The organism is Sphaerisporangium fuscum (assembly GCF_018531465.1).
GTDB classification, from domain to species: domain Bacteria; phylum Actinomycetota; class Actinomycetes; order Streptosporangiales; family Streptosporangiaceae; genus Sphaerisporangium; species Sphaerisporangium fuscum.
This window is the reverse complement of sequence record NZ_JAHDTF010000005.1, coordinates 1-23,292: the sequence shown is the minus strand read 5'-3', so window position 1 is coordinate 23,292 and position 23,292 is coordinate 1. Positions and strand designations below refer to the sequence as shown.

The window sequence follows — 23,292 nt, the reverse complement described above, 5'->3', positions numbered from 1 at the left end:
GGAGCTAGACCTCATTGCGCATGTTTTCCGGCTCAGGGTAGGTAAATGGTGAGCTCTACCAGGTCGGCGGTGAGTTGGGGCGGCAGGTCGACGGCGATGGAGACGTCCTCCGGAGAGATGAAGCCGCCGACGTTCGCCCGCGCCTCCACCACGCGCTGCGCCAGCTCCCTGGTCATCCCGGGGAGGTGGGCGATCACCTCGGCCGGCGCGTGGTTGATGTCCACCAGCCCGCCGTCGTCGTAGTGGCGCGGCAGGTCGGGACGCCCGATGCGCAGCTCGCGGGCCAGCGCCGGGTCGCGCTCGGCCAGCTCCCGAGCCTGCTGCCTGAGCTCGCGGCGCTGCTGGGCGATGGCGACGGCGTAGTCGTTGGGGGATTCGGACCGGTCGAAGACCTGGTTGCGGATGATGAAGGAGTGGATCGTCCCGACGACCGCGCTGCCGCCCGACCCGAGGAAGGTCAGCACCTCGAACAGCTTCTCCGCCGGTCCACCGTCGGTCGCGACCGCGAGGACGAAGGAGAGCATGCCGATGGCGTAGATCGCCGCGGACAGGCCCAGCATCACGCTGCGCAGCTTCGCCGCCGCGTAGCCCATGGTGAACGGTGTCGCCGCGCCGCAGGTCAGCAAGGGGGCCAGCGCCCACAGCACGCTCGCGGGGCCGCCGTCCGGCTTCGGCGGGGGTGGCGGGAGGTGCGGCTGGAACGGCGGGCGCGGCGGCATGGGGCCCGCGTGCTCCCCGGGGTGCCGGGGACCGTACGGCCCCGGAACCGGCCGGTTGTACGGCGTCAGCCCGTGCAGGTCGGGGGGAGGAGGCATCGGCGGGGCGTGCCGCAGGTCGTCGTCGGACCCCGCCCAGCCCCGCTGCGGCGGGCGGTCCCGCCCGGGACCGGGCCGGTCGCTGTACCCGGGGCCGGGTCGCCCGGCGAACGGAGGCGCCTGGTCCGGGCGAGGAGGGCCTCCATGCTCGTGCCCGGAGGACGCGGCCGGCGTACGGCCCGGCAACGGCCTGCCCGTCTGGCGCGGCCGTGGAGCGGTGGGGCCGTTCGGATCACCGGGGTTCTGGGAGGGGCCTCCCTGTGGCCCCGATCCCGGGCCCCCGTGGCCGTTGGTCGGGTGCATAGGGCGAAGAATACGGCCTCCCTTACCCCGCCGCATCGGCCGGAAGGACCACACCTCATTGCCGATTACTCCCCAAAAATCGTGATGATTGTGGAAAACCGGAGGGTGGGACCGGCCCACGCATTCACGACAGCGCCCTTGTGCGCCATGATGTTGAGCCGTGGCTCGTATACCAGGAGAAGGGCTCGCGAAGGGACTGGCCGTCACCCTGCGACACATGCTGAACAGGGCGGACACCCAGCAGTACCCCGAGGTCAAGCCCGATCTGCCCGCCCGCAGCCGGGGGGTCATCGCCCTGGTCGAGGAGAACTGCACGGTCTGCATGCTGTGCGCCAGGGAATGCCCCGACTGGTGCATCTACATCGACTCCCACAAGGAGACGACCCCGGCACCCGAGGGCGGCCGCCCGCGTGCGCACAACGTGCTCGACAGGTTCGCGATCGACTTCTCGCTGTGCATGTACTGCGGGATCTGCATCGAGGTCTGCCCCTTCGACGCGCTCTTCTGGTCGCCGGAGTTCGAGTACGCCGAGCACGACATCAGAGACCTGATCCACGAGAAGGAAAAGCTGGGCGAGTGGGTGCAGACCATCCCGATCCCGCCCGCCCACGATCCGAACGCGGAGCCTCCCAAGGAACTGGCCGCCTCCCGTGGCCCCGCCCGTCCCGCTCGTGAGCGCCCCGCCCCGCCACGTCCCGCGCGACCGGAGCCGGCGGAACGGCCTCCGGACGCGCAGGAGGAGCCCGCGGCGGAGGCCGAGCCGGGCGCGGCGCGGCAGGCGCCGCCCGGCCCCGAGCGAAGGCCCGGAACGGGCACCGGCCGGGCCGCCGTCCGCGCCATCCGTCCTCCCGGCGCGCTGCCGAAGAAACCCGGCACTCCGGGGGGTACGGCACCGGCTCGGGGTACGGAAGGATCACCGGAACCGCCGCAATCGCCTGGATCGGTGGAGGAGTCGTGACGCTCGCAGCGCCGCCCCTGTGGCCGCCCACCGGGCAGGAGGTCGTCTTCCTGCTGCTTGGAGTGGTGGTGGCCGGGTCGGCGCTGCTGGTCGTCACCACCCGCCAGATCGTGCACGCGGCGCTGTGGCTCGTCGTGTCGTTCGGCGCGCTGGCCGGATGCTACCTGGTGCTCACCGCCGAGTTCGTCGCCTGGGTCCAGGTGCTGATCTACGTCGGCGCCGTGGTCGTGCTGCTGCTGTTCGGCCTCATGCTGACCCGCGCGCCGATCGGTCCCTCCACCGGCCTCGACTCGGGGAACAGGGCCGCCGCCCTGGTGGTCGCCGTGGCGACCGCGGCCGTCCTGGTGACCACCGTGGTCGACGGCTTCCGCACCGCCTACGCGCCACTGGTGCCCGGCGAGGGAGCCGCCGAGCCGCTGGGGGCGAGCATCTTCAGGAACTGGGTGCTGCCCTTCGAGGTGCTGTCGGTGCTCCTGCTCGCCGCGCTGATCGGCGCCATCGTCCTCTCGCGCACGGACATCGGCCCGAAGAGCCCGGCCGGCCCACGCACGGATGCCGGGCCGAAGAGCCCGGCCGACGACCCGTCCCGCCCGGACCCCGGCGGTGACCACTCCTCCCGCACCCCCATCGGCGGAAAGGACTGACGTGCACGTCGTCTACCCCGCCGTGCTCGCCGCGCTGCTGTTCTCGATCGGCGTGTACGGCGTGCTCGCCCGGCGCAACACGATCCTCGTGCTGATGTCGGTGGAACTGATGCTCAACGCGGTCAACATCAACCTCGTCGCGTTCGACGTGTGGCTCAGGGACCGGCTCCACGGGGGCCAGGTGCTGACGCTGTTCGTCATCGTGATCGCCGCCGCCGAGCTCGGGGTGGGGCTGGCGATCGTCCTCGCCGTGTTCCGCAACCGGCGCACGGTCGAGATCGACCGCATCCACGACCTCGCCGAGCCGCGCGGGGACGGCCCACCCTCCGGAGCCTCCACGGGCGAGCGGGTACGGGCCGGGGACGGTGCGCCATGACGGGCGCGGCGGGGGCGGTGGTGCTGCTGCCGTTCCTGGGCGCGGCGGCCGGGCTGCTCGCCACCCGGCGGACCTGGGGCGACGCCGAGCCACCGGGGACGATCTCGCGGGCGGCCCACCGCAGGGCGGCCTGGATCGCCGTGCTGCCCACCGCCGTGTCGGCCGCGCTGGCGGTCTGGCTGCTCGCCTACCTGTGGGCGGGCGGGGCCCTGCCGCGCGGCCAGGCGTCGTACGGCCCCGGGTTCTGGGCCGGCGGCCTCCCCGGCGTCGTCGAGGGCACGATCACGGTGATCCGCACCGGCTCCGTCCCCGTCACCGCCGGCCTCCGGGTGGACGGCCTGGCCGCCCTGGTCGCCGTCCTGGTGACCGTGGTCGCGCTGGCCGTGCAGGTGTACTCGGTCGGGTACATGCGCGAGGAGCCCCGCTACCCCTCCTACAGCGCCTTCATCAGCCTGTTCACCAGCGCCATGCTGCTGGTGGTGTACGCGGGGGACCTGCTGGTGCTCTACGTCGGGTGGGAGGTCATGGGCCTGTGCTCCTACCTGCTGATCGGGCACTGGTGGGAGGACCGCGCGAACTCCCGGGCGGCGGTCAAGGCCTTCCTGGTGACGCGCACGGGCGACGTCGGCTTCCTGTTCGGCGTGTTCACGCTGGGCGCCGCCGCCGGAAGCTTCCGGATCGACGACGTGCTCGCGCAGGTGCCCCGCATGTCCACCGGCACGCTGGTCGCCGCGACGCTGCTGCTGCTGTTCGGCGTCGCCGGGAAGAGCGCGCAGGTGCCGCTGCACACCTGGCTGCCCGACGCCATGGCGGGCCCCACGCCGATCAGCGCGCTCATCCACGCCGCCACGATGGTCGCCGCGGGCATCTTCGTGGTCGCCCGGCTGTACCCGGCGTTCCTCGGCGCCCGGCCGGCCCTGGACGCGCTTGCGGTGATGGCCTCCCTCGGCATGCTCGGCGCCGCGCTCGCGGCCCTCGCCCAGGACGACCTGAAACGGGTCCTCGCCTACTCCACGATCAGCCAGCTCGCGTACATGGCCGGCGCGCTCGCCGCCGGATCCGACCAGGCGGCGATCTTCCACCTGCTCACGCACGGGGCTTTCAAGGCGCTGCTGTTCCTGTGCGCGGGCGCGGTGATCCACGCCGTCGGCTCCAACCTGATGAGTGACATGGGCGGGCTCCGGCGGACGATGACCATCACCTTCCCCGCCATGACCATCGGTTTCGCCGCCCTCATCGGGCTGCCCCCGGCCAGCGGGTTCTTCAGCAAGGACGCCGTGCTGGCCGCCATCGAGCACGCCGCCGTGCGGCAGGCGCCGCTCACCGACGCCGCCGCCTGGCTGCTGTACGGCTGCGCGCTGCTGACGGTCGCGGTGACCGGCGCGTACGCCACCCGCGCCTGGCTGCGTACGTTCTTCGGCGACAGCCGCGTCCAGAGCGTCCCGCTGCCCGAGCCCGAGCCCGGTGTCGCGCACGTGTGGGACGGCCGCGAGGCTCCGGCGTCGATGCTCTGGCCCATCGGAGTGCTGGCCGTCCCCGCGCTGCTCCTGGGCTTCGCGGGGGCGACCACGATGATCGAATGGTCGACAGCGGCGATCAGCCTGGTCGTGGCGCTGCTCGGGGCCGGCGTCGTCTACGCGTCCTGGCGCGCCGATCCCGCCGCCGACCCGGCCCGCGTGCTCGGGCCGCTGCGCGCGCCCTGCGAGCGGGCGTTCCACGTCGACGCGGTGTACCACCGGATCTTCGTCGCCCCGGTCCTGTGGCTGGCGGGCGCCGTCGCCCGTACCGACGACACGGTGGTGGACGGCGCCGTACGCGGCTCGGGCGGCCTCGCCCTCGGCGCCTCGGGCCTTCTGCGCCGCCTGCAGACCGGCAACGCCCAGCTGTACCTGACGGGAGTCCTCGCCGGGCTGATCATCGTCGTCGTCGGGGCGGTGGTGCTCGGATGAGCGCCTTGCTGATCGCGCTGCTCGCCGTGCCCCTGGCCGGGGCGGTGGTGCTCATGCTCGTCCCGGCGGCCGCGGGGTGGCGCTGGTACGGGGCGGTGGTCTCCGGCGTCACGCTGCTGCCGGCGCTCGTGGTGGCCGCCAGGTTCGACTACGGCCGGGCCGCGCGGGCGCAGTTCGAGGTGGACCGGGCGTGGATCCCCGGCCTGGACCTGCGGTTCCACCTCGGCCTCGACGGGATCTCGCTCCCGCTGGTGGTCCTGACGGCTCTGCTGACGTTCCTCTGCTTCCTCTACCTGGCCGGTCACCGGCCCGAGAGCGGCCGGTTCCGCGCGCTGGTGTTCACGCTGCTGGTGCTCGAAGTCGGCATGATCGGCACGTTCCTGGCGCTCGACCTGCTGCTGTTCTTCGTGTTCTTCGAGGTCGTGCTGATCCCGATGTACTTCGTGATCGCCGTGTGGGGCGGCCCGGGCCGCCGGGCGGCGGCGGTGAAGTTCATCCTCTACACGCTGCTCGGCTCGGCCGTCCTGCTCCTCGGCCTGCTGCTGATCTGGGCGCACACCGGCACACTCGACATGGTGCGGCTGGCCGCGGCGCACGGCGCCGGCATGTCCCGCGCGGTGCAGGCGCTCGCGTTCGTCGCGGTGGGCGCGGGCCTCGCGGTGAAGGCGCCGATGTGGCCGCTGCACACCTGGCTGCCCGCCGCCCACACCGAGGCGCCGACGGTCGGATCGGTGCTGCTCGCGGGCGTGCTGCTCAAGATGGGCACCTACGGCTTCGCGCGCATCGCCATCCCGGTGCTCCCCCAGGGCGCCGCGACGCTGGCCCCCTGGCTGGGCGCCTTCGCCGTCGCCGGCATCGTGTACGGCTCGCTGGCCTGCCTCGCGCAGCGCGACCTCAAGCGCATGATCGCCTACTCGTCCGTCGGCCACATGGGGTTCGTGCTGCTGGGGCTGGCGACGCTCACGCCGGTCGGCATGAACGCCGCCCTGTTCGGGAACATCGCCCACGGTCTGATCACCGGCCTGCTGTTCTTCGTCGTGGGCGGCATCAAGGAGCGGTACGGCACCTCGCGGCTGTCCCGGCTCGGCGGCGGCATGCTCGCCCGCGTGCCCTACATCGGGTCGCTGCTGACCTTCGCGTGCGTGGCCTCGCTGGGGCTGCCCGGCCTGGCGGGGTTCTGGGGCGAGATGCTCGCGCTGCTCGGGGCCTTCCATCCCGCGCCGGGGCTGTCGCGGCCGCTGTTCCTGGTCTTCATGGCGCTCGGCGGCGTCGGCACGGTGCTGACCGCCGCGTACTTCCTGCTGATGCTGTCCCGCGTGACCCACGGCAGACCCCAGGAGCCCGTGACCGAGCCGGCCGGGGCGCCGCGCGTCCGCGTGGGGGAGGAGGTCGAGGAGGGGCCCGAGGCCCCGGAGGAGGCGCCGGTGGAGCCGGTCGCCACCGAGGCGGCGGTCGTCCAGGCCGAACGTGAGGAACCCGCCCCGCTGCGCGATCTGACCGCCTACGAACTGGCCGCCTGGGCTCCCCTGGTCGTCCTGACGCTGGCGCTGGGACTGTGGCCGAAGGCCCTGCTCGCCGTGACCGACCCGGCCGTCCAGGCCTTCCTGGGGGCGCGATGACTCCGATGACCCAGTCGATCGACTACGGCGCGATCGCGGCGCCGCTCATCCTGGCGGTGGCCGCCGGGCTCGTCCTGCTCCTCGACGCGTTCCTGCCGAGCACGGCCCGTACGCGCGCGACGCTGGGCCTGGTCGCGCTCGCCGGGGTGCTCGCGGCGCTCGCGGTCCTGGTGGCGCAGGCCGCGTCCGGGGCGCGCCCCCGGACGTTCTGCGTGGACCGGCTGTCGTGCTCCTTCGTCGTCGACGGCCTGACCCTGATCTTCGGCGGCGTCGTCCTCGCGGCCGCCGTCGTGGTGGTGCTGCTCTCCTGGGCCCAGCTCGCCGAGCGCACCATCCCGCCCGGCGAGTGGTACTTCCTGCTGCTGTGCACCCTCACCGGCGCGGTCACGCTCCCGGCCTCCCGCGACCTGATCATGCTGGTGGTCGCGCTGGAGCTGGTCTCGCTCCCGGTGTTCGCGCTGGCCGGCCTCAAACGGTACGACCCGCGCGGGTCGGAGGCGGCGTTGAAGCTGTTCCTGGTGTCGGTGATCTCCACCGCCGTCATGCTCTTCGGCGTCTCGCTGCTGTACGGCCTCACCGGCTCGGTCCACCTCGACCGCATCGCCGCCGGGCTGTCCGGCGCGGCCGGCGCGGCCGGCGAGGTGCCCGCCGGGGTGCTCACGGTCGCCGTCGTGCTCGTGCTCGCCGGGTTCGCGTTCAAGGTGGCCGCCGTGCCGTTCCACTTCTGGGCGGCCGACGTCTACCAGGGCGCGCCCGTCCCCGTGGCGGCGCTGCTTTCGGTGATCTCCAAGGCGGCGGGGTTCGCCGGGCTCATCGTCCTGCTGACCCTGGCGCTCCCCGGCCGGGCGGCGGTGTGGACGCCCGTCGTGGCCGTCCTCGCGGCGCTCACCATGACCGTGGGCAACCTGCTGGCCCTGCGGCAGCGCCACGCCGTACGGCTGCTCGCCTGGTCGTCGGTCGCCCAGTCCGGGTACATCCTGGCGCCGCTGGGCGTGGCGGGCCGCTCGGCCGCCTCGGCGTCCATCGCCTACCTCGCGATCTACGCGGCGATGAACATGGGCGCCTTCGCCGTGGTGATGCTCGCCGGACGTGCGGGGGCGCGCGGCGAGCTGGACGACTACCGGGGGCTGGCCTTCCGCGCCCCGGTGCCCGCGCTCGCCCTGGCGTTCTTCCTGCTGTGCCTGGCGGGCCTGCCGCCGGGGCTGGCCGGGCTGTTCGCGAAGGTCGTGGTGTTCCGGGAGATCGTCCAGGGCGGCGCCGGCTGGCTGGCCGTCGTCATGGCGGTCAACACGGTCATCGGGCTCTACTACTACATCGCCTGGACGGCACGGCTGTTCACCCCCTCACCTCTGGCCGAGCCCGGCGGCCGCCCCGCCCGTCCGCTCGTGGTGACCGCCGCGATCGGGGTGGCCCTGGTGATCTCCCTGGCGTTCTCCGTCGCCCCGCAGCTGGTCCTGTCCGCCGTCGGCTGATCCCCCGTCGAGGGCCACCTGACCTGGGCGGGGAACGTTCGGGTGGGCTGTGAACGTTGCCAGGAGGAGCGCAGCGTTCCGAGAGGGGGAAGCGTGCACAACAACGGCCTGCGTACTGCCGTTCTTCTGGGCGCGCTGTCCGCGTTGATCCTTACGGCCGGGGCGTGGCTGGGAGGCGGCGCAGGGGTGCGGCTCGCCGTCGTCGTGGCTCTGGGGACCAACGCGGTCGCCTACTTCTTCTCCGACCGCATCGCCCTGTCGGCCATGCGGGCGCGGCCCGTCAGCGAGGTGGAGCAGCCCGCCCTGTACCGCATCGTGCGCGAGCTGTCGACCGACGCCCGCCAGCCCATGCCGCGCCTCTACATCTCGCCGACCCTCCAGCCCAACGCCTTCGCCACCGGCCGCACCCCGCGCCGGGCGTCCGTCTGCGTCACCTACGGCCTGCTGCAGATGCTCGACGAGCGCGAGCTGCGGGGGGTGGTCGCCCACGAGCTGTCCCACGTCTACAACCGCGACATCCTGATCTCCTCGGTCGCCGCCGCGCTCGCCACGATCATCACCTACTGCAGCTACATCGCCGTCTTCTTCGGCGGCTCGGCCGACGACGAGGACGGGCCCGGCTTCTTCGGGGCGCTGCTGATGATGTTCCTCGGTCCGGTCGCCGCCGGCATGATCCAGATGGCGATCTCGCGGTCCCGGGAGTACCAGGCCGACGAGTCCGGGGCGCTGCTGACCGGTGATCCCCTCGGCCTGGCCTCGGCGCTGCGCAAGATCGAGATGGGGGCGCGGATGCTGCCGCTGCCCGAGGAGAGCCGGCTGACCTCCACCTCCCACCTGATGATCGCCAACCCCTTCCGCGGGGCCGGCGTCGGACGGCTGTTCTCGACCCACCCGTCCACGGCCGCCCGGGTCGCCCGCCTGGAGCGCATGGCCGGCTACCGGCGCTGAATTCAGGGGTTTCCCGTTGTTCGGACTTATTCGAAAAGTAAATCCCCGTAAAACATGACTTGCTAGCGTTTTCCCAGTCGCGCCGGTGAGGGCCGGGCCGCCCGCGACCGGCTGGGGACGGGGATCACCATGCCAGAGCACGAGGCCGCGCCCGACGCCGTGCTGCCATTCGAGCTCGACCAGGAGGGCGTGGACACGGCGCTGCGGCACTGGGTGTCCTCCCGGTGGTTCGCACCGTCGAGCCTGAAGAAGGTCACCAGGGCCGAGTCGCCACGGGGGACGTACCTGCCGCACTGGATCTTCGCGGCCCGCGCCGAGTCCGACTACGAGGGCCGGCGCGGCGACCACTACTGGGAGACCGAGACCTACACCGAGACGATCGACGGCGTGCAGCAGACGCGTACGCGGCAGGTCAGCAGGACCCGCTGGCGGTCGGCGAGCGGCACGGTGTGGCGCGAATTCGAGGACGTCCTCGTGGCCGCCACACTGCGTCTCACCCCCGAACAGCTGGACCGCCTGAAGCCGTGGCCGCTGGAGCACCTGGTGCCGTACGAGCCGGAACGCCTGGAGGGGCGCGACCTCCTGGGCACCGACCTCGACCCGGAGGAGGGCTTCGAGAGGGCGAAGACGGTGATGGCGAAGGAGATCGAGCAGGACTGCCGCCGGGACATCGGCGGCGACGAGCAGCGGGTCGGCACCGTCGAGACCCGCTACTCCGACGTCACCCACAGGCTGGTCCTGCTCCCGGTGTGGATCGCCTCCTACCTGCACGACGGCCGCAGCTGGCAGCTCCTCGTCAACGGACGGACCGGCGAGGTCCTCGGCGACCGGCCGTACAGCACGGTCAAGATCAGCATCGCCGTGGCCGCCGGCCTCGCGGCGCTGGCGAGCCTCATCTTCCTGATCATGGGCGACCACCCCGGCTGAGCACGGTACGGCTCGCGCCGCGGTCGTCCAAGACCGAGCGCGAGCCTGAAGTCACGGGAGGCTCAGTTGAGCCCGCAGCCTGCTCAGGGCCTGGTTCGTCTGGCTCTTGACGGTTCCCTCCGAGCAGCCGAGCAGCGTCGCGGTCTCCTGGACGCACAGGTCCTCGTAGAACCGCTCCGGTGAGCAGGTACGCCGTCCGCATCAGCGCCCGTTGCCGGGAGTTCACGAACTCCCGGAAGCCCTCGTAGCGATCCATTCGCTCTCCTCTCGCCCGTTACCAACGCGAGCGAGGGCCTGGGAGGTTGGAACTCAGGAGTGATGGGCCACCGGGTCGGTCTCCTCGGGACGCAGTCCCGGGATGCCGTCGACGCTCTCCCGGTTGTTCCTGGCCCGGTAGTTCCGCCTCTGCTGGACGTCCTTGCGCTGCGCCCAGTCGTCCAGCAGGCTGCGGTCGTCCTCGTACTTCATGAACGGCACGGCGTACCCGCACGAGTCGGCGATGCGGTCGCAGTCCACGACGATGACGCAGCGGACCCCGGGATGCGGTCCGAAGCGCTCGAGCAGCCGCCCGAACTCCTCGTCGGCCGGCACCACCACCCGGCCCCGGCCGTACAGTCGCAGGATCTTGGGCGGGCCGGAGAACGCCGCGAACATGATCGTGATGCGGCCGTTCTCCCGGAGGTGCGCGATGGTCTCCACGCCGCTGCCGTCGAGGTCGAGGTAGGCGACCGTCATGTCGTCGAGCACGGCGAACGTGTCGGCGTACCCCTTGGGGGAGACGTTGACGTGGCCGCCGCGTTCGGGAGCCGTCGCGACGAAAAATACCGGCTGCGTGGAGATGAACGCGCGCAGCCGGTCGTCTAATCTCTCGTAGACCTTTCCCATTTGCCCTCCTAGCCCAGGTATTCGGGGCTTTACCCGGAGGGCCTTGCGGTCACTCGCCGGGAGTTTTCCAGTCGAACATGCTGGGCTTCACCCTGAACGAATCGACTCTGATCAGGCGACCGTCGGCGGGATCCACCGTGCTCGCCGTCACGCGGCTGGTCGGGGCGTCATTGCTCTTGGCGTGCGCAGTCCATAGCGTGAGCCCACCCGACTTGTCCCAGGCGAGCTGGATCGGGGTCTCGTCCGAGCGGACGTGGAGGGTCACGGCGGGGGAGACCGTGTCGCTGGACAGGTCGTACTGCCGCAGGCGCGGCCTGCCGGAGGCCGGGCTGACCACGACGCCGACGGTCACGCCGTCGTCCGCCAGCGCCACCGGCGAGTTGTTCGACACCACCTGCGGGACCTCGCGGCTCTCCACCTGCTTGCCCTCGGTGTCGTACACGACGAACCTGGTGGTGTTGTCGGAGGTGATCCGGGCGGCCAGGAGATGCCGGCCGTCCGGGCTGAACCCCTGCACGGCCTCGCCGCCCGGCAGCTTCGCCACGTGGCCGCCGCGCAGCGGGATGATCAGCGTGGGCAGCTTGTCACTGGCGTCGGCGTAGTCGATCAGCAGCCTGTCGCCGTCAGGGGAGAGGGCGAGGTCGACGTCCGGCATGCCGAGCCCCTTGGGGACCTTCGACGTCCTGCCGGGCAGGAGGTGCGCCCTGGCTCCGCCGAGGTCCTTCCAGACCAGCCTGTGATCGGACTTGCGGACATAGACGAGCCGCCTGCCGTTCCCGCTCACCGCCAGCGGCGCGGTCGCCGTGGTGTCGACCTTGCCGTCCGCGTCGAGGGGACGCACGAGGGCGTCCGCCAGCGCGACCGTCTTCCCGCCCCGCAGCACCAGCCGCCAGGGCCCGCAGGGCCCCTGCTCGCCCTTCTTGGTGCAGCCGGCGACCCAGGCCAACCGAACGGCCTTCGCGGACTTCGCGGCGCTCTCGGCCTTGACCGCCGTCGCGGTCTTCGTGAGTTCTTTCGCCTTTGTCGCGGTGGAGGCGGCTCCCGTCTTCGCCTCCGCCGGGCTCGCCGCACCCGCGGCCACCACGGCGGCGGCCATCGCGAGGAGAGCGAGCGTACGCGCTTGCTTCATGGCGAATCCTTTCGTCACCCCGGATAGATGCGGCCGCGGGACGAAAGGTTGGGTCACGATTCAGCGTCAGATCACGGAGGCGACCACTGGCAGAGGGCCCCGACGCCGGCCAGCGCCTCCACGGCCGGATGTCCCGACGTGGGCTGGTGTCTCCACGGCCGGATGTCCCGACGTGGGCTGGTGTCTCCACGGCCGGATGTCCCGACGTGGGCTGGTGTCTCCACGGCCGGATGTCCCGACGTGGGCTGGTGTCTCCACGGCCGGATACCCCGACGCCCACGTCGCCCGCGTCCTGTACCAGGCGGCGTGCTTTGTGGTGAATAGACCTGTAACGGGAAAATGTTCTCTGCTTGGGGACGACAGCTTGGTGCCGAAAGGGGTGCCAGCCGCGGATCCAACGTCTACCGTCGCGGTATGGGGCACTCCTCCTTCACCATCCGGCTGAACGACCTCCAGACCGAGGCCCTCGTCCGCCAGGCGCATCTCGAAGGACGCAGGGTCGAAGACATCATCCGCTCAGCCGTGCAGCAGCACATCGAAGCCAGACACGCGGCCATCACACTGATGTCCCGATGGAGCCTCGACCGTGAGGACCTCGAAGCCGCCGCCGCGGCCCTCGACGTCCCTCCCCTGTCCGACGACGAGTGGACCCAGGTCAACCGCCCGCCCATGACCCGGTCACGGGTGTCATGATCCCTGGACGCGTCCTCGACGTCAGCGCTCTGGTCGACATCGCCGTCGCCAAGACCCGCTACTCGCGCCACATCGTCGCCATGTGCCTCTACCGAGGCGGCGGCCTGTGCGTCCCGTCCTCGGCGCTGGCCGCCGTGTACTCCATCGCCCCCCTCGACACCCAGGCAGAACTCTTCGACCTGCTGATGGGGCCAGGGGTGACCATCGACGACCTGACGGCGGGCAAGGCCCCGGACATCGGCGAACTCCTCGACGGCGCCAACGACGTGGTGGCCGGCCACGTCGTCTGGTGCGCCCGCAACACCCGCTGGCCCATCCTCACCGACCGGGGCGACCACCTGACCCTCCTGGACCCCCGAGTCACCATCGACCCCATCCCCTGACCCGCCTGGTTCTCCACCCCGGTCCCCGGTGACTCGAGCTAGCGTCCTACACCGGTGGATCGGCCGACCGTGCCCGGACTTGTCAGGGACCGTCGGATTGAGGTCTGCCAGGGATCGGCCGACCGTGCCCGGACCTGCCAGGGGTCCGGCGGACTGATCTCGGGTCTGCCGGGGGATCCCGTCACCTGAGGTCACGGAGAAGAGGACTTCTGGCAGGCCGCGTCCCGGGGCACTGTGGTCACCTCGACGGTCTGGTTCCTCACCGGCCCGTAAGGGGGCTAGTTGACGGCCGTGGCGAACACGGTGAGACGTAACGGGCCGTCACCTCGCGGATCTTCGAATTCGACCCGGACGCCGGCCCGAAGTGCGGGTCCCCTCGTACCGGCTGTGGGGTCAGCGGGTGTGAAACGGTCGTCTGACTGGCTTCCCTATCCGCTGGTGCAGGGGTGTGGGACGGCTATTAGGTCAGGGGTGGGACGGGGTCCTCTTACCACTCGCCATCCGATCCGCCCGTGGCGAGAGCCGGCCTCACCCTGGTCCTCCTCGCGATGCTGCGGAGTGACCGTATCGGGTGAGGGACGGCGTGCGGCGTCAGTGGGGTTCGGACGCCCCTCTAGCGGTAGTTCGTGAACTGGAGGGCGATGTCGAGATCCTTGCCCTTCAGCAGGGAGATGACCTCCTGAAGGTCATCCTTCTTCTTCGAGCTGACGCGAAGCTCGTCACCCTGGATCTGCGCCTTGATCCCCTTGGGACCCTCGTCACGGATGATCTTCGAGATCTTCTTGGCGTTCTCCTGGTCGATGCCCTCTTTGAGGCCCACGACCAGGTGGTACTCCTTGCCGGACAGCTTCGGCTCGCTCGCGTCCAAGATCTTCAGCGACAGGCCGCGCTTGATGATCTTTTCCTTGAACACGTCCAGGACCGCGTTCGCGCGCTCCTCGCTGTTCGCCTTGATCTGGATGTCCTGCTGACCCGACCACGCGATGCTCGCGCCTGTGCCCTTGAAGTCGAAGCGGTGCCCAACCTCCTTGACAGTCTGGTTCAGCGCGTTGTCGACCTCCTGCCGGTCGATCTTGCTCACCACGTCGAAACTGCTGTCGGCCATCGGTATAGGTGTCCTCTCTCGTCGTCTCCGACCCTAGCGACCCGAGCCGAACCGCGTGTGGATCACCCCGGACCCAAACCGGTGTCACAGTCACCCCGGAAGTCCGCTATTCTTCTTGCTGTCACCGCGACAGCGGAAGACAAGGCAGGTTGCCCGAGTGGCCAAAGGGAGCGGTCTGTAAAACCGTCGGCTCAGCCTACCCAGGTTCGAACCCTGGACCTGCCACACCAGGCGAAAGAGGCCCGTCACCAGCGGAAACGCGGTGGCGGGCCTCTTGCTTTGTGTCCGGCTGTCTGCGGCTGGCAACGGCGCTCTACGGGCCGTCGCGGCCAATACGCGGCCAAGTCTTCGGGCTTCGCAGCGTTCGTGATCCGGCATGGCTTCGGCGTGCCGGCCGTCGGTACGGCCACGCACCATCCCCGCTCCTGCCGAGCAGCTGCACTCACCCACTTCACGGCGTGAGCCTCTCTGCTGTACGCAGCCTTTGATCGTCTGAAGCTGGCAGGGGGTGCTCAACGAAACGAGCCTGATCCTTGCCGATGGTGAGCGCGGCTATGGACAGGACTATCAATGTCTCCTGAGGTGAGGTGAGGGGCGGGGCGCTCCGGCTGCCACCCCGGAACTCCCCGCCCCTCTTGGACTGATAGCCCGATGCGCTCGGCGAAGAGGCAAGGACATCAGTGCGCACCAACATACCGAAAGAACTCGCATGGGGGAAAATCCTCACCCGGCTTAACCAGGGCATTTGCTGAGAAGTGTAACTTCTATCCCCCTGGCACCTTATCCAGTGCGATGATTCTGTAGATCATGGCGGGCTGTTTTGCCTGCTCAGAGGGCGAATGTGGGGGGTAAATCGCCTCTGAGAGAGGGCGAGGTGCCCTAAGTCGCCCTTTCCTCTAATCTCTTCTCATACGGCTCCTGCCACGCCGTACAAACTTACGTCCCGAAAGCCGCTCGGCGAAGAGGTGTTGGAGGTCTGATGATGCGAGAGACGCTCACGATGGTCGCCGGCGTTATTGTAACGCTTGCCATCGTCTACATGGCAGGGTACGCCACCGTACACCTCGCAAAGCTGGCGCCCGCCCGTGCTGCGCGAGTCCTTCTCGCTCTCACCGCGCTACTGGGTGCGATACCGGCGATCCTGTGGGCTCTATATGGGATCTGGTGGAAGGCGTAGATCGATGCCAAAGCGGGTTCTGTCTAATCAGCCCACCTTCTGGGAAGGGCTCTCGGCGTCTGAGAAAGCCAGCTTCCGAAAGCAAGCAACCAGCAGAACAGTCTACAAAGGCGACATCATCCTCTCGGATGGCATGTCCAAACTTGCTGTATTGATGCCAGGCTGCTGGACCCGACTTGAGGTGGAGGTCGGGCCACATAGCCGAACGGTCGTAGATATCTCAGGGCCGGGGGATCTGGTTAGCGTCCTGCATGCAATTGAACCTGCGCGCCCTTACTGGTTGGGGCGTAACGGGATCACGCGAGCCGTTGTCCTGAAGAAAGGGGTCGTGCTTGAGGTTCCTTCAGGAAGGGTTTCAGCGCTGATAGCCAGCGTGCCAGCGGTTCAACAGATGCTCGTGAACTGTGCCATTACGCAGCTACATATAGGTATACAAGCCCGAGCTTCTAGTCACTTAGATGTCAGTACTCGCCTTGCCCGGTTGCTGCTCGACATTCTGTATCGATTCGGCGAAAACAGGTCAGAGCAGCACAAGCTATTAACCCTGGCACCCCCCTTGTCCCAGTCCGACTTGGCTGCATGGATTGGCGCAAGCCTCGCCTCGGTTGCTCGCGTTCTCCGAAATTGGCGTTCTTTGGGCATAATTCGGACTGTCTACGGGTCAATCTCGCTGGTTGACCTGAAACGGATGAGGGAGGAGGCGGTGGGGTCGGATGCGCCGTGGTGGGAACCGCCGTGGGGAATGGCGTCTATTCCCAAGGGTGAGCGCATTGTGCGCGACCCTATACAGCACAATCTAGGGGACTTGCTTACCAAGTAGCTCAATGGCAACTAAGCTCCACCGTTGGTGGCGTCCCATATGCGGCGCATGGCCTCGCCCTCCTGACCGTGAATGCACTTGGCATATACCCGCAAGAGCACGTCCACGCTGTGGCCTGCCCATTCCGCGACTTGGGGGGCCGGGACGCCGGCGTTGAGCCATGTGGAGACGGCGGCGTGCCGGAGGGCGTAGGGGACATCCATGAGAGGTGAGGCGGCTTCCTCGGCGCTGAATGCCTGCTCTCGGGCCTCGTGGAACACCTTGAGGTAAGCCCGATCGGTCATCAGTCCGCCGCGGGGGCCGATGAACACGCGTCCCTCGGGGCCGGTGCCGAACTCCTTCAGGTGCGCCCGTAGGAGGGTCACCAGCTCGGGGTGAATCGGTACCGGCCGTGTCTCGCCGTCCGCGCGGTGCTTGAGGGCGCGGCGCTCTCGTGGCTGGCCGTTGTTCGTCCAGCGGCTTCCGGCGCGGGGTTCGGCGTTGGTGAGCCGCATCTCTCCCCATCCGTCGTCAGGCAAGCTCACCAGGTGCTCGCGCCGGAGGTCAACAACTTCCTCCGGCCGCAGGGCGGCGTAGTACATGCAGCCGAAGAACGCCTGCATTCGCGCTCCGCGTTCGCTGTGCCGGCGGACGGCTGTGAGGAACCGCCGGGCTTGATCGATATTGATGACTGTTCGAGGGTCCACCGTGGTAAGTGTGCGAGGCTTTGTCCACTTCACGGCCTTGAGTGGGTTGGCTGGTAGTACGCCCATCTCGCGGGCGTGCTCCATCGCGTTGTTGAGAACCATCCGCTTGCGGTTGGCGGTGTTCGGCGCCGCCAATTCGCCGTCTTTGGTCCGGCTGACTCTGTCGAGTACGGCGCGGGCCAGGGCCGCGCCCTTTCCCGGTTCGGTGAACGCTGTCACCTGGATCGTGTGCTGTTCCAGCCATCGAATGACGTGGATGAGGTCGGCGGGCGGCCGTGCGTTGTCTCGAATGCGAGTGCTGTAGGCCCAGCGAAGGGCGGCGCGCCGGAGGTCTCGGGAGGGGGCGCCGGCCTCGCTGGTCAGAAGGGCTTCGGTCGCATCGGTGAGGGCTTCGGCGATTCCTCGGCGGTGGTTCGGTGAAGCGTACGGCCATTTGGCGTCCACGTAGGCCAGTGTTAAGGCGTACCAGCTCAGCGTGGACTCTTCGCGTTTCCACGAGATCGGGCGCCCGGTCCGCACGTCGAAGGCTTCCCCTTCGCGCGCTGCGGTCATCAGGCGCGCCCGGAAGCTCTCGGCTTGTGCGAGGTTCCGGAACGGTTCCTTCCATTCGCGACCACCGACGACCCACCTAACCGTATGGGTCGTGACCTTCGCGCCCTTGTAGGTCTTGGTCTTCCAGAAGCGCACGCTGTAGGTGATGTTGTCCATCAGGCGGCGTCCTCGTGTTCGTCTAGCCACTTCTCAAAGTCGGATCGGCGGATACGGAGGTCGCCGTTCGGGATGCGGATGCACTTCGGGGCGGTGCCCTTCTGGCGCCAGTCGTAGAAGGTCGATGGGGAGATTTGCAGCTCCTCACAGAGTTGGCGAACGGTGAGCTTCTCATTCGGCTTGGCGGCCGAGGGCATAGGGCAGCTCCTTCCGTTGTGGACCGGCTATCGCTGAGTGCAGAGACTCGGGTGGACGGCGTACGCGGGCGAGGGCCTGCGGCCAGGGCCGGTACGGGGTGGTTCGGGTTCGCGGCGAATCCAGCCGAGTTGTTCGAGAAGGTCGAGCGGCGTTTCCAGATCGGTCACCTTGCGAAAGCGGCCTCGCGGGAGTGCGGTGAATGCCTCGCGGACGGTGAAGCGCTTGGGCCTAGTACGGCTCAGCCATTCGTGGACGACGCGGGCGGCCTCTTGCTCGGGGTCGGCGCCCATGGCGTCGAAGGCGGCGAGTGCATGGCCGGTGAAGTATTCGCCCAGTTCCATGGCGGCGGCCATGGTGGTGCCGGCGATGGGGTGGCGCCATCCGTCGTCAATGTGGGTGACCATGTGCAGCAGTCCGGCGATGCGGGCTACGGCGCCGTCGAACTTGGCGGCCCAGTCGGCGATGTGGTTCAGGTCGCCGGTGTGTGGGCGTAGCCGGGGTTCGGTGTGGCGGCGTTGGACGGCGAACAGCTCGGCGGCCTCGGGGGAGAGGATGAGCCGGGCGGGGTCTTCCCAGCCGTGCATGTTCATGACGAGGCGTTCGAGGTTGGTGGCGTAGGTGGCGGACACGGCGTCGGGGATGGCGTCGGGTTCGGTGTTGCGGTATCCGACGTTGGAGGCCGGGAGGCTGTAGAGGATGCGGCCGAGTAGTCCTTTGCCGCGGAAGCCGGGTGAGCGGGCGATTTCGGTGATGATCTCGGGTTGGACGGCGAGGCCGAGGGTGAGGGCGGGGTTGTCGATGCGTTCGCGGCGGTCGCGCCGGTCCACGATGAGCAGGTCTCCGGCGTGGCCTTTGAGGAAGAGGTCAAGGTTGGGTGTGCCGGAGTAGCGGCCTGCCAGGGTGGCGAAGATGCCGCCCTCGGCGCTGAGTACGGCCAGGCGTCCGCCTTGTTCGGCGAGCAGGGTTGTGGCGGTCTCGGGGGTGGCGTCGTCGCTGACCAGCCGGGGGACTACCGGGATGGTGATGTCCTCGACGGCCAGGGCGGCGCTTTGTGCCTCGGCCAGGGCATCGGGGACGGTTTCCCCTCGGGCGGTGGTGGCCTTGGCGGTCGCTTTCTCGGCGGCCTCGCGGGCGACCTTCTGCGCGATTTTGGCCTCGGTGATCTGCGGTTGGATCCGTTCTTGGAGGATCTTCTCTGCGTTGAGCAGCGGGGTGACGATGGCGCGGAATACCGGGCTCTTGCGGGAGCCGGGTGGCATGGCGACGACGGTGTAGATGTTGACCGGTTCGGTCCAGGTGCCTCGCACGCACACGATCGCGCGTCCGCCGGCGGCGGTGGAGACGGCGGCCAGGGCGATGCATCCTGCCAGGTCCGGCGGGGTCTGGGTTTCCTCGGCCAGCGCACAGACGAAGTCGGCCAGCCAGCCGGGGAAGACGTGCGCGGGGAAGACGGGCAGGGCACCGCGTGTGCCGAGCGGGACGGGGGTGTCCCAGGGGCGGGCGGGGGTGGTGATGCCGGTGACCAGGTCGGCGGCGCGGGCGGCGGTGTCTTCGGCGGTGTCGGTGTAGCCGAGTTGGGCAAGGCGCTGGCCGGCGGTGATGAGGCCGCGGCGGTGGGCGTGCTCGGCGACGATGCGCGCGTAGTGGGTGAGGTTGGCGGTGGTGGGCGGAGCCTGCATGAGGGTGTGCAGGTATGGGGCGCCCCCGATGCGTGACAGCTCTCCGGTACGGGTCAGCCGGTCGGCGATGGTGATGGGGTCGGCGGGCTGTCCATTCTGCTGTTGGGCGACGATCGCGGCGAAGACGATCTGGTGTGCGGGGCGGAAGAAATCGGCCTCGGCGAGGATGTCGGCGGCGGTGGTGGCGGCCTCACTCGACAGCAGCATGCAGCCGAGTACGGCTTGTTCGGCCTCGATGTCGTGGGGTGGCAAGGTGTTCATGCCGCCTGCCACGGGGGTGGAACGCGACGATTGGCGGGTCACTCGGTGTCCTCCTTTCGGGGGCGGCGCAGGCCGCGGAAGGGGCGGACGACTTTGGTGCCGTCGGCGCGTTGGATCAGGACGTTGCGGGGGCCGCCGCCGGGTCCCCAGCGGATGAGGATCACGACGGGCTTGCCGCGTTCGAGGTAGGTGCGGCCGATCACGCGGCTTCCTTCCTGTCCAGGGCGAGGTGATCGGGGAGTAGGTCGAGCAGTGCGGCGATGGCCTGTTGGGGGACGACGCCGTTGCCGATCAGGTGGAGCTGTCCGTTGCGGCTGATGTCGGGGACGGCGGTGACCCATCCGGCGGACAGGCCCATCAGCCATTCGGAGAAGGGCGGGGCGAGTCGCCGGCCGCCTCGCGGGGCGGGTTCGGTGGGGCAGGGGGCGGGGCGTCCGGTGAGGTGTTCCCATCGGCGGATGGCGGCTTCGTAGCGTCCCCACTCGACAGCCGGACCGTCAGTGACGGCAGGGTCAGGTCTCCGGAGCTGCCGCGCTGGTTGGGGCCGCCATGGGTGCCGTCCGTCGCTCTGGGGGTGGGGAGCAGGCTGACCACCGTGCGCAGGTCCGGGCCGCCGTTGCCCCGGGTGCCGGTGCCGTTGGTGTCGGAGGTGCGCGGGGTCGGTAGCAGGCCAGGCGAGGATGAAGATCCGGGCGCGCTGGTGCGGGGCGCCGACGTCGGATGCTCGTAGAACCCGGTAGCGTCCCATGTAGCCGAGCGCGGCCAGTCGAGATACGACTCGGGCCATAGCGTGCCCACGGTTTGCAGACAGCAGCCCATCGACGTTTTCGAGCACGAGCAGCCGGGGTCGTGGTTCCATTCGGCCGACAGCATCGGCGATGTCATCGAGCAACCACCTTTCGTCGTCCAGGCCGAGGCCGAGACCGGCGGATGAGACGGGCTGGCAGGGAAAGCCGGCGGCCACCACGTCCGGAGCGGGTACGCGCGCCCAGTCGACGGCGCGGATGTCGCCGAGGTTGGGCGCGTCGGGGAAGCGGTGAGCCAGGCAGAGTGCGGCGTTGGGGTCGTTGTCGGCGACCCACAGCAGCCGGGTGCCGAGTACCTCGGAGACGGCGAGGTCGAGGCCGCCGTATCCGCTGCACATCGAACCGGCGGTCATGAGGGCGGTCATCGGGTGCCGTCGCGGTGGAGACGGCGGGCGTAGACGTAGAGCTGCCAGCCGATGCGGGGGCGCATTCCGGTGCCGTCGCAGGCGCGGCAGGTGCGGTTCTTGCCGCCGGGTCGGCACCGCTTGCAGGTGCCCCACGGGGAGGCGAGACAGAACCCGATGTAACCGAGCGTGACGGCGGGTAGGCAGAGGACTAGCAGGGCTATGAGGGGTCCCACAGGGGCCTCCAGGGCAGTTTCCGGGGTTTTCGCAGGTGGGGCGCTAGACGCTAGTTCGCTGGTAGATGAGTGGATGGGGTGCTAGCGGGGGTGCTAGGTCTAGCGGGGGAAGGTGCTAGACCTAGCACCGGTTCGCGGGTCAGGACGCGGTGCCGGAACCGCGCTTTCCGTCACGTTCGGTGATGGCGGTGGTGATGTCGTCGCGGGTGATGCCGCGCCGGTTGGCGCCCTTGCCTCCGCTCTCGGGGGTGCCCCATACCTGTCCGGTGCGGACGCTGTAGGGCTTGAGCGCGGTGGTGAGCTGTGCGGCGCGGGCGTCGGCCTCCAGCTCCATCCAGGGGCCGTAGACCTCGGGGCGAAGTTCGGCCAGCCGGGCGACCACGACCTCGTTCCACACCTTGGCCTCGGAGGGGGCGACGACGGCGAGGATGTCGGCGAGCAGGTCGTGCGCCGGTGCGGTGGGGGCGGGGGTCTCGCCGAGGGCGTGACCGGACAGGGTGCCGGCGGCCTGCCGTAGGGCGTGGGCGCGGTCGGAGATGCGCTTGGTGGCGAGGGTGTCGAGGTAGGCGGTGCGCACGACCTTGGGCATTGGGGTCGCGCCGACCAGGTAGCCGATACCGGCATCGGCCTCGGGCACGAAGGTGGTGGCACGGATGCCGTTCTGGTAGGCCGAGGTGCCAAGGATCATGTCGTTTTCGACCTGGCCACCGACGCGCAGACAGAACCGGATGGACACGTTCGCGCTGACGCCGGTGGGGAGGCTGGCCTTGTCGGGGCGCTGGGTGGCCAGGATGAGCACCACGCCGAGGGCGCGGCCGAGTTTGATGATGAACTCGGCGTCATCGCCGGCCTGCTTGCCGTACTCGGGATGGGCGAACAGGTTCTGGCACTCGTCGAAGATGGCCACCAGCGGGTGAAGGCCGAGGGCGCGCTTGTCGGCGATGGCCCGTGTGACGCGCTTGTCCGGGCACAGGTCGGCGGGCAGGGCTTTGAGGGCGGCGGCGCGGCGCATGACCTCTTTGCGCAGCAGGGTGAGCGAATCGGCGGCGTAGCCGATGGCGGGGTCTTCGATGCCGGAGATGAAGCGGTGGCAGTTGATCTCCAGCGGGTCGAGGTCGCCGGTGCCCTTGAGTTCGTGAATCCACAGCTCCGCGGTGGGGTCGAGCACTGCGCCGCAGGCCAATGCGCGCACCGCGGCGGTCTTGCCCTGGCCGGGCTGCGAACCCATCAGCACGTTGTGTTGGATCAGCGGGACGGTGATGGTGCGGCCTCGGGGGTCGTTGCCGAACGGGATGCCCTTGAACACGTCGTGGCTGTTGGCCTTGGTCAGAGCGAACCGCACGTTGGTCTTGGACAGGTCCTTGTCTCCGACCCACAGGATCAACCGCCCTTCGTGGATGGCGCGGTCACCCTCGGGCCAGATGCAGCCCAGCGGCCGGCGAAGCGCCGAGGCCGGGGCCGCTCCTCCAGCACATCGGCCACCGTCACGCCGTAGGGGAGGTCGATGTCGGCACGCCAGCCGGGGCCGTCGCGGGTGATCGGCGCCACGAAGCGGATGTCGGCGTTCTTGGCCGTGAGGCCGGTCACGCGGATGGCGGTCAGTGCGCGGATCACGATGTCGCTGGTGAGCTTCTCCACGCTGGTGGGGATGACGGCGCGGTTGATCAGCGGCCGGTCGGCGGGCTTGCCGAGCACGCCGAGAACGGCCAGGGCGACGGCGAGGGCACCCCATTGCGCGGCGGTGGGCGCCGAGGCGACCAGGATGCCCGCGATCAGCAGTGTGACCAGGGTGGCGCCGGAGACCCACACGCGCAGCCGGACGCGGGCGTCACGCTGGCGGGAAAGCTTGAGGTAGTTCTCGGGGTCGGCCTTCTGGACGGCGGCCAGCCGTACCGGTTCGCCTTCCAGGTCCCATGTCCACTTGACCATGCCACCGACCAGCCGCGCGAACCCACGCGGGGAACGGAAGGCCAGCCGTCCGGCGTACAGCGGGGCGCGGGCGAGTTGGTAGCCGGTGACGTGCGCGTAGTGCGCGCCGACCCAGCGAAGGGTGTGGATGGCCTCGGTGCGCGAGCGAAGCCACAGCGGCACGATCGGCCGGCGGGTACGGGCCTTTTCTTCCAGGTCCGTCAGCCAGTCGCGGCGTTCGCCGCCGGGCTGGTCAACCCGGA

Annotated in this window: 22 protein-coding genes, 1 tRNA gene and 2 pseudogenes; 12 read left to right on the top strand and 13 right to left on the bottom strand. The window is 69.6% G+C overall.

All coding sequences use genetic code 11. From position 1 onward, the window contains the following. Positions 1 to 32: 32 nt before the first annotated feature. Positions 33 to 815, bottom strand: a complete 783-nt coding sequence (locus KIK05_RS07425) for a ComEA family DNA-binding protein (protein ID WP_214409839.1) — start codon at positions 813 to 815, stop codon at positions 33 to 35. 520 nt (positions 816 to 1,335) lie between these two features. Here KIK05_RS07425 and KIK05_RS07420 point away from each other — a divergent pair. From KIK05_RS07420 to KIK05_RS07385, 8 genes are all read left to right on the top strand, one after another. After that, positions 1,336 to 2,076 carry a 4Fe-4S binding protein gene (locus KIK05_RS07420; protein WP_214409838.1) on the top strand — a complete coding sequence of 247 codons (741 nt, stop codon included), beginning with the start codon at positions 1,336 to 1,338 and terminating at the stop codon, positions 2,074 to 2,076. Beyond that, positions 2,073 to 2,720: an NADH-quinone oxidoreductase subunit J family protein gene (locus KIK05_RS07415; protein ID WP_308249798.1), complete on the top strand. Its 648-nt coding sequence runs from the start codon at positions 2,073 to 2,075 to the stop codon at positions 2,718 to 2,720. Before KIK05_RS07420 ends, KIK05_RS07415 begins: the two co-directional genes overlap by 4 nt. A gap of 1 nt (position 2,721) precedes the next feature. Beyond that, positions 2,722 to 3,096 carry an NADH-quinone oxidoreductase subunit NuoK gene (nuoK, locus tag KIK05_RS07410; protein WP_308249797.1) on the top strand — a complete coding sequence of 125 codons (375 nt, stop codon included), beginning with the start codon at positions 2,722 to 2,724 and terminating at the stop codon, positions 3,094 to 3,096. Further along, a complete protein-coding gene (locus KIK05_RS07405; protein ID WP_214409836.1) occupies positions 3,093 to 5,045 on the top strand; it encodes an NADH-quinone oxidoreductase subunit 5 family protein in 1,953 nt (650 codons plus the stop codon). The genes nuoK and KIK05_RS07405 overlap by 4 nt, the downstream gene beginning before the upstream one ends. Next, positions 5,042 to 6,664: a complex I subunit 4 family protein gene (locus tag KIK05_RS07400; protein ID WP_214409835.1), complete on the top strand. Its 1,623-nt coding sequence runs from the start codon at positions 5,042 to 5,044 to the stop codon at positions 6,662 to 6,664. The genes KIK05_RS07405 and KIK05_RS07400 overlap by 4 nt, the downstream gene beginning before the upstream one ends. A gap of 5 nt (positions 6,665 to 6,669) precedes the next feature. Further along, positions 6,670 to 8,136, top strand: coding sequence for an NADH-quinone oxidoreductase subunit N (locus KIK05_RS07395; protein ID WP_214409834.1), 1,467 nt, complete (start codon positions 6,670 to 6,672; stop codon positions 8,134 to 8,136). 93 nt (positions 8,137 to 8,229) lie between these two features. Continuing rightward, positions 8,230 to 9,084, top strand: coding sequence for a zinc metalloprotease HtpX (gene htpX, locus KIK05_RS07390; protein ID WP_214409833.1), 855 nt, complete (start codon positions 8,230 to 8,232; stop codon positions 9,082 to 9,084). Positions 9,085 to 9,213: 129 nt separating this feature from the next. Further along, positions 9,214 to 10,011: a hypothetical protein gene (locus KIK05_RS07385; protein ID WP_214409832.1), complete on the top strand. Its 798-nt coding sequence runs from the start codon at positions 9,214 to 9,216 to the stop codon at positions 10,009 to 10,011. A gap of 51 nt (positions 10,012 to 10,062) precedes the next feature. On the opposite strand, the pseudogene KIK05_RS07380 reads toward KIK05_RS07385, so the two are convergent. The 3 genes and pseudogenes from KIK05_RS07380 to KIK05_RS07370 form a co-directional block, all read right to left on the bottom strand. Next, positions 10,063 to 10,173, bottom strand: a pseudogene (locus tag KIK05_RS07380) (sigma factor-like helix-turn-helix DNA-binding protein); the annotation flags it as partial. Between the two features lie 147 nt (positions 10,174 to 10,320). After that, entirely contained in the window at positions 10,321 to 10,896 is a 576-nt protein-coding gene (locus KIK05_RS07375) for a pyridoxamine 5'-phosphate oxidase family protein (protein WP_214409831.1), read from the bottom strand. 49 nt (positions 10,897 to 10,945) lie between these two features. Beyond that, positions 10,946 to 12,025 (bottom strand): hypothetical protein, encoded by a 1,080-nt coding sequence (locus KIK05_RS07370; protein ID WP_214409830.1) that lies wholly within the window; start codon positions 12,023 to 12,025, stop codon positions 10,946 to 10,948. A gap of 414 nt (positions 12,026 to 12,439) precedes the next feature. Here KIK05_RS07370 and KIK05_RS07365 point away from each other — a divergent pair, with 414 nt between their 5' ends. Together KIK05_RS07365 and KIK05_RS07360 are read left to right on the top strand one after the other, a co-directional pair. Beyond that, positions 12,440 to 12,718, top strand: coding sequence for a hypothetical protein (locus KIK05_RS07365; RefSeq protein WP_214409829.1), 279 nt, complete (start codon positions 12,440 to 12,442; stop codon positions 12,716 to 12,718). Continuing rightward, positions 12,715 to 13,101: a hypothetical protein gene (locus KIK05_RS07360; protein ID WP_214409828.1), complete on the top strand. Its 387-nt coding sequence runs from the start codon at positions 12,715 to 12,717 to the stop codon at positions 13,099 to 13,101. The genes KIK05_RS07365 and KIK05_RS07360 overlap by 4 nt, the downstream gene beginning before the upstream one ends. Positions 13,102 to 13,714: 613 nt before the next feature. Here the strand turns inward: KIK05_RS07360 and KIK05_RS07355 are convergent. Further along, on the bottom strand, positions 13,715 to 14,206 hold the full coding sequence (locus tag KIK05_RS07355) for a YajQ family cyclic di-GMP-binding protein (RefSeq protein ID WP_214409827.1): 492 nt from the start codon (positions 14,204 to 14,206) through the stop codon (positions 13,715 to 13,717). Positions 14,207 to 14,349: 143 nt separating this feature from the next. Between KIK05_RS07355 and KIK05_RS07350 the strand changes: the two genes are divergently transcribed. Both KIK05_RS07350 and KIK05_RS49385 read left to right on the top strand, forming a co-directional pair. After that, positions 14,350 to 14,431: transfer RNA gene (locus tag KIK05_RS07350), tRNA-Tyr, on the top strand. 929 nt (positions 14,432 to 15,360) lie between these two features. After that, a complete protein-coding gene (locus tag KIK05_RS49385) occupies positions 15,361 to 16,203 on the top strand; it encodes a Crp/Fnr family transcriptional regulator (RefSeq protein ID WP_372455575.1) in 843 nt (280 codons plus the stop codon). An 11-nt stretch (positions 16,204 to 16,214) separates the two neighbouring features. Here KIK05_RS49385 and KIK05_RS07340 read toward each other — a convergent pair whose 3' ends face one another. The 8 genes and pseudogenes from KIK05_RS07340 to KIK05_RS07305 form a co-directional block, all read right to left on the bottom strand. Next, on the bottom strand, positions 16,215 to 17,597 hold the full coding sequence (locus tag KIK05_RS07340; RefSeq protein ID WP_214409825.1) for a tyrosine-type recombinase/integrase: 1,383 nt from the start codon (positions 17,595 to 17,597) through the stop codon (positions 16,215 to 16,217). Further along, complete coding sequence (locus KIK05_RS07335; RefSeq protein WP_214409824.1) at positions 17,597 to 17,794, bottom strand: helix-turn-helix transcriptional regulator; 198 nt, start codon at positions 17,792 to 17,794, stop codon at positions 17,597 to 17,599. Before KIK05_RS07335 ends, KIK05_RS07340 begins: the two co-directional genes overlap by 1 nt. A 27-nt stretch (positions 17,795 to 17,821) precedes the next feature. Continuing rightward, the gene (locus KIK05_RS07330) at positions 17,822 to 19,777 is read right to left on the bottom strand and encodes a DUF3987 domain-containing protein (RefSeq protein ID WP_214409823.1); all 1,956 of its coding nucleotides are present in this window, start codon (positions 19,775 to 19,777) and stop codon (positions 17,822 to 17,824) included. After that, entirely contained in the window at positions 19,774 to 19,938 is a 165-nt protein-coding gene (locus KIK05_RS07325) for a hypothetical protein (protein ID WP_214409822.1), read from the bottom strand. The genes KIK05_RS07330 and KIK05_RS07325 overlap by 4 nt, the downstream gene beginning before the upstream one ends. Next, positions 19,935 to 20,894: a DNA cytosine methyltransferase gene (locus KIK05_RS07320; RefSeq protein WP_214409821.1), complete on the bottom strand. Its 960-nt coding sequence runs from the start codon at positions 20,892 to 20,894 to the stop codon at positions 19,935 to 19,937. The genes KIK05_RS07325 and KIK05_RS07320 overlap by 4 nt, the downstream gene beginning before the upstream one ends. An 8-nt stretch (positions 20,895 to 20,902) precedes the next feature. Then, positions 20,903 to 21,121 carry a hypothetical protein gene (locus KIK05_RS07315; protein ID WP_214409820.1) on the bottom strand — a complete coding sequence of 73 codons (219 nt, stop codon included), beginning with the start codon at positions 21,119 to 21,121 and terminating at the stop codon, positions 20,903 to 20,905. Positions 21,122 to 21,260: 139 nt separating this feature from the next. Then, positions 21,261 to 22,505: a hypothetical protein gene (locus KIK05_RS07310; RefSeq protein ID WP_214409819.1), complete on the bottom strand. Its 1,245-nt coding sequence runs from the start codon at positions 22,503 to 22,505 to the stop codon at positions 21,261 to 21,263. Next, positions 22,502 to 23,292: pseudogene (locus tag KIK05_RS07305) on the bottom strand (hypothetical protein); the annotation flags it as partial. The gene KIK05_RS07310 and the pseudogene KIK05_RS07305, both read right to left, overlap by 4 nt.